Consider the following 6,168-nt stretch of genomic DNA (forward strand, 5'->3'; position numbering starts at 1 on the left):
ATGAATATCAGATCAAAAATAGTATCCTTAGCATGCCTGGTGCTGATTATTGGGCTTAGCTCCTGTAAAAAAGAAAAGCAGTCTGAAATCGATAATATTGGCCAAATTAGCAAGCAGAAAATCTATAAAGGCAAACCAATCTCTAAAGATTTTGATAGCAAGATCGATAGCCTTATTGCTGAAATGACTTTAGAAGAAAAAACAGGCTTACTGCATGGAAATAGCATGTTTGCCACTAAAGCTGTGGAACGTTTGGGAATTCCTGAATTGAAAATGGCCGACGGGCCTTTGGGAGTAAGAGAAGAGTTAGAAAAAGATTCCTGGACACCTTTAGGATTAGAGGACGATTATGCCACCTACTACCCGGCAGGAGCAGGATTGTCTGCTACCTGGAATCCTGAATTAGCTTATACTTTTGGAAACAGTGTAGGAGAAGAAACAAGAGCTAGAGGTAAAGATGTTTTGCTTTCTCCGGCTATTAATATTATTAGAACTCCGTTAGGAGGAAGAACTTATGAATATTTTACAGAAGATCCATTTCTGAACAAAAAGCTGGCAGTTCCCTTTGTAGTAGGTATTCAGGATAATGATGTTGCAGCATGCGTAAAGCATTTTGCAGCGAACAATCAGGAAACGCACCGTGATTATGTGAACGTTAAAATTGCCGAACGTCCTTTGCGCGAAATTTACCTACCTGCTTTTGAAGCTACAGTAAAAGAAGCGCATGCTTATGCAATGATGGGCGCTTATAACAAGTTTCGAGGAGAATATTTATGTGAAAATGATTTTATGCTGAATCAACTTCTAAAAGAAGAATGGGGGTTTGAAGGAGTTGTAATTTCAGATTGGGCTGCAGTTCATAGTTCTGTAAACTCTTTAAAAAGTGGACTAGACATTGAAATGGGAACTCCTAAAGATTTCGATGAATACTTTCTGGCACAGCCACTTATTGATTCAGCTAAAGCAGGAAAAATTTCAGATACAGAAATTGATAAGCACGTAAAGCGAGTTTTGCGAGTGATGTATTCTGTAAAAAGTATGGGTTCAGGCGATCGTAAGGAAGGAAGTATTAGCACTGAAGCGCATTTTAAAAATGCTTATAATATTGCAGCAGAATCTGTCGTGTTGCTAAAGAATGATAAAAATTTACTGCCTTTGGATCCCAGCGAAATAAAAAGTCTTGCTGTAATTGGCGATAATGCCAATAAGAAAAATGCACTCGGTGGATTTGGCGCGGGAGTTAAAACGAAGCGAGAGATCACTCCGCTTGAAGGTTTAAAAAACAGACTTCCAGAATCTGTAAATATCAAATTTGCTCAAGGTTACGAAGAAAAATATTCTAAGACTGAAAAAGCTAAACTAGGAGATGTTACTCTAAATGGTCCTGTTACTATAGATGAGTTAGACCCAAAACTAGTTGAAGAAGCTGTTGAAGCTGCGAAAAATGCAGATGCGGCAATTATTTTTGCAGGATCTAATCGAGATTATGAAACTGAAGCCTCAGATAGAGCAAGTTTAGAATTACCATTTGGCCAGGAAGAACTTATCAAAAAAGTATTAGAAGCTAATCCCAATACGATCGTAGTGATGATCGCGGGAGCTCCTTACAATATAGATGAAATTAGTCAAAAATCCTCTGCTTTAGTATGGAGTTGGTTTAATGGCTCAGAAGGAGGAAATGCTTTAGCAGATGTTCTTTTAGGTGATGTAAATCCTTCAGGGAAACTTCCCTGGACGATGCCTAAAAAACTTGAAGATTCTCCAGCCCATGCGACTAATAGCTTTCCAGGAGACAAAACGGTTAGTTATGATGAAGGAATTTTGGTTGGATATCGATGGTTTGATACAAAAGACATAGCACCATTATATCCATTTGGTTATGGCCTGTCTTACACTGATTTTGCAATTTCTGAAGCAAAAACGAATAAGAAAACTTTTACGGATAATGATACTATAAAATTAAATCTGAAAGTCAGCAATATCGGTGAATTTGACGGGAAAGAGGTGATACAAGTCTACGCATCCAAACCTAATAGTAAAGTAGAAAGAGCTGATAAAGAACTAAAAGCTTTTAAAAAGATTGAAGTGAATACAGGCGAATCTGTTTCAGTTGATATTGAATTACCTATAAAAGAATTGGCTTATTACAAGGTTTCTTCTAAACAATGGGTGGTAGAACCCGGAACATACCAATTGAAATTAGGAAATAGTTCTAGAAATATTATGAGCGAGCTAGAAATCCAAATTCAGGAATAATGAAAATTAATAAACTTACATATCTCTTAATTATTCTATTTGTTTCTATGATATCCTGTAAGCAACAGGGAAAAAGTGATTTGGCTACAACTAAAAAACAAAAGTATGTAGCGAATTGGGATTCTCTTGCTAAATACGAGGAAACAGCAAACTGGTTTAAAGAAGCTAAGTTTGGTATTTATGCGCATTGGGGTGTTTTATCGGTGCCTGCTTATGCCAATGACTGGTATCCCAGAAATATGCATATAAAAGGCAGTAAAGAATATCAGCATCATGTAAAGACTTATGGTGAACCTTCAGAATTTGGCTATCACGATTTTGTGCCAATGTTTAAAGCTGAAAAATTCAATGCCGAGGATTGGGCAAGTTTATTTCAACGATCGGGAGCAAAATTTGCGGGTATCGTTGCAGAGCACCATGATGGATGGAGTAATTGGGACAGTAAAACCAACCCGTGGAATTCTGTAGATATGGGGCCCCATCGTGACATTGTTGGCGAGTTAGAAAAAGCTATTCATGAAAAAGGGATGAAATTTGTAACCTCATTTCATAAAGCAAGAACATTACAGGTATTTCAAAAGGATTCTTCAAAATGGCTAGATGATACTTCTTATTTTCCTTATGATCCAGATATGCCAACTTCCTCATCAGACTCTTTATTAAGTATTTTGTATGGTAATATTCCGAAGGAGAAATTTTACGAAAACTGGCTTTCAGAATTACATGAAGTAATACATCAATATGGCCCAGACCTTATTTATTTTGACAGTAAACTGGATAAAATTCCAGATTCTATAAAAGCAAAATTTGTAGCAGATTATTTTAATTATGCTGAAGAAAATGATAAAGAGGTCGTTATAACCCATAAAGAAGGTGAGCTACCAAAATCTGTTAGTCTTGAAGATCTTGAAAAAGGAAGAATGAATACCAAAACCGAAGAATATTGGCTTACTGATGAAACAGTATCTGTAGGTAGCTGGAGTTACACAAATGATCTGGGACTTAAAACAGCCGACGAAATTATAGATGTTTTAGTAGATATTGTAAGTAAAAATGGAGCTCTTATGCTCAATGTCTCTCCCAAAGCAAATGGTATTATCCCTGAAGATCAGCAAAAGGTTTTGTTAGAAATAGGAAAGTGGCTCGAAGTTAATGGAGAAGCCATTTATGGTACAAAAACCTGGAAAGTATTTGGAGAAGGCCCTACGATACAAGAAAAATCTGGGATGTTTTTAGATAAAATAACCTATACGCCCCAGGATATTCGTTACACGCAAAAAGGAAATAATATCTACGTTATTTTTCTGGGTTGGCCCGGAGAGAATAAGGAGATTTTGCTAAAATCTTTTGCTGATAATCAATTTTCGATAACTGGGGTAGAGTTTTTGGGGAGTGATGAAAGAGCAAATTATGACTTAAAAGCTGATGGTTTAAGCATTTTAACTCCTTCTGAAATTATTGATGAAAATGCGTGGGTAATAAAAATAACTACCAGTGAGAACTAATAAATAGTAAACCAATGACCAGATACTAAAATCTGGTTATTGGTTTTAACCTAAACCTAAAATTTTATTTATGCAATTACTAAAATTACCATTGAGTTTTTTAATGATGCTTTTCGTTTTTTTGACGATATCATGCTCAGAAGATGAGGAAGTTATAGCTTCCAAAAACTTAGAATTTTCTGTCTATCCTAACGAAATCGATTTCGGTTCTTCAGGAGGAAATAATATTCTAAATATTAATAGCAGTGAACCCTGGACTATCGAGGATGAAGGCGGTTGGATCGATCTTTCTGAAAATGCCTCGGAAGGAAGTGATAAGGTCAATATTATGGCTTCAGCAAATCAGGATACTATTGCTCGATCTACTATGATCACAATAAATTCTGGTAATCAATCTTATGAAGTAAATATTTCTCAGGAAGGAATGATTCCTGAACCATCAGATGAAATTGTATTTGCTATAGAGCCAGATAGTACAAATATGGGCGATCTAAGCGCGGTGCAGTTTGCAACCCAAATGGATATAGGCTGGAATTTAGGAAATTCCCTTGAAGCTATCGGTGGAGAAACAGCATGGGGTAATCCTATGGTTACTGAGCGATTAATAGACTCAGTTAAAGCAGCAGGTTTTGATGCGATTAGAATTCCGGTTGCCTGGAGTAAATTTTCAGATGCCGAAAACTATGTAATTCAGCAAGATTGGATGAATAGGGTAGAAGAAGTTGTAAACTACGTTTTGTCGAACGACATGTATGCTATTGTAAACATCCACTGGGATGGTGGATGGATGCAACCCACTTATGAAGAGCAGGATGAAGTTAATACTCGTTTAGATACTATGTGGACTCAAATAGCCACCAATTTTAGAGATTATGGCCCAAAATTATTATTTGCCGGAACTAATGAAGTAATGGTAGAAGGGAACTATGATACTCCTACAGAAGAGTACTATAGTGTTCAAAATAGTTTTAATCAGACTTTCGTTGATGCTGTTCGATCTACGGGAGGAAAGAATGTTTATAGATATTTAGTTGTACAGGGATTTAATACCAATATTAATCATGCTTTAAATTTTGTTGAAATTCCTGAGGATGTGGTCGATCAAAGATTAATGATGGAAGTTCACTATTATGATCCCTATAATTTTGCACTAAATGCAGATAGTGATATAACACAATGGGGATCTATAGCTACTGATCCTTCTAAAACTGAAGATTGGGCCAATGAAAGCTATGTCGATGATCAATTTCAAAAAATGAAAACTAAATTTATAGATGAAGGTATAGCTGTTATTCTAGGAGAATATGGAGCAATAGCCAGAACAGACATAGCTGAGCACGAACAGTATAGAGAATATTATTTAGATTATGTAACCGAATCTGCTCAGTCTGCTGGTCTAGTACCTTTTTATTGGGATAATGGAGATCAGGGACAAAACGGTTTTGCCATTTTTGAGCGATCTACTGGTGAAATTCTATATCCAGAAATGGTTGAAGCTCTTATAGGAAACGATAATTAATTTATAAGTTTAGTTTTTTTTTAATTTGATTTGGGGAATCTTTTTGGATTCCCCTTTTTTAATTTTAGCCCTAAAACAACATCAAACCCCGCTAAAAGAGAGGTTTGATGTTGTGCCCCCTATGGTACAAAACTCAAACCAATTAATAGAAGATTTAAAGCTTTTGGCTGAGATAATGGCTGCTTGAAAAAATTCAAATCACTTATTTATCAGATCGTTTTGGGGTAATTGCATCTTTATTTCCTCTTAGATGCGTTTTGCCCCTTTACTGATGAAGCTATTTTAGATACTTATTTCAGTAACAAACATTACAACAAAGGAAGTCAACACTACAGTTCCTGACTGACATATCAACTCAATATTTCTGCTGGATATTTAAGCGATATGTTCCACTCCATAATTGGATAATTGGGTAAAGCGCTCTGCAATACATTCATTTCAAACTTATCGAAAGGGCTAAGGAACGTCTTTCTACTACCCAGCTTTCCGTTAGCGAAATTGCTTATGAATTGGAGTTCGAACATTCACAATCCTTTAATAAGCTATTTAAGGCCAAAACAAATCAAACCCCACTGGAATTTCGTACAAGTTTTAAATAATAGGTTTTGGTTTTTGAAATGAATAATAGAAAACTAACTCTTTGCGGATAGGCATTAAATTTTTTTCAATGTATCCCCAAAGGAGTAAAAAAGAAATGCTTAAAATTATTTCCTTTTATACAGCCCTCTTTTTCCATATTTTGGATTATCCCAAAAACTTCATATCATCTTCTGAAAGTTGAATATCAAAAGCTTGAATATTTTCCTTAAAATGAGCTAACTTGGAAGTTCCGGGAATAGGCAAAATCAAATCATTATAGTGCAGTATGCAAAAAACGGTCATAGTATA

General features: G+C 35.7%; 3 protein-coding genes and 1 pseudogene. All 4 read left to right on the forward strand.

Annotated features, from left to right (window positions below; all coding sequences use genetic code 11):
- A complete protein-coding gene (locus IIF7_RS19545) occupies positions 1-2,256 on the forward strand; it encodes a beta-glucosidase family protein (protein WP_245801684.1) in 2,256 nt (751 codons plus the stop codon).
- Positions 2,256-3,761 carry an alpha-L-fucosidase gene (locus IIF7_RS19550; protein ID WP_084843375.1) on the forward strand — a complete coding sequence of 502 codons (1,506 nt, stop codon included), beginning with the start codon at positions 2,256-2,258 and terminating at the stop codon, positions 3,759-3,761. Before IIF7_RS19545 ends, IIF7_RS19550 begins: the two co-directional genes overlap by 1 nt.
- Positions 3,762-3,831: 70 nt before the next feature.
- On the forward strand, positions 3,832-5,280 hold the full coding sequence (locus tag IIF7_RS19555; RefSeq protein ID WP_084843376.1) for a cellulase family glycosylhydrolase: 1,449 nt from the start codon (positions 3,832-3,834) through the stop codon (positions 5,278-5,280).
- A gap of 425 nt (positions 5,281-5,705) precedes the next feature.
- Positions 5,706-5,879, forward strand: a pseudogene (locus tag IIF7_RS20755) (helix-turn-helix domain-containing protein); the annotation flags it as partial.
- Positions 5,880-6,168 lie beyond the last annotated feature (289 nt).

This window comes from Zunongwangia atlantica 22II14-10F7 (assembly GCF_002094855.1).
Taxonomy (GTDB): domain Bacteria; phylum Bacteroidota; class Bacteroidia; order Flavobacteriales; family Flavobacteriaceae; genus Zunongwangia; species Zunongwangia atlantica.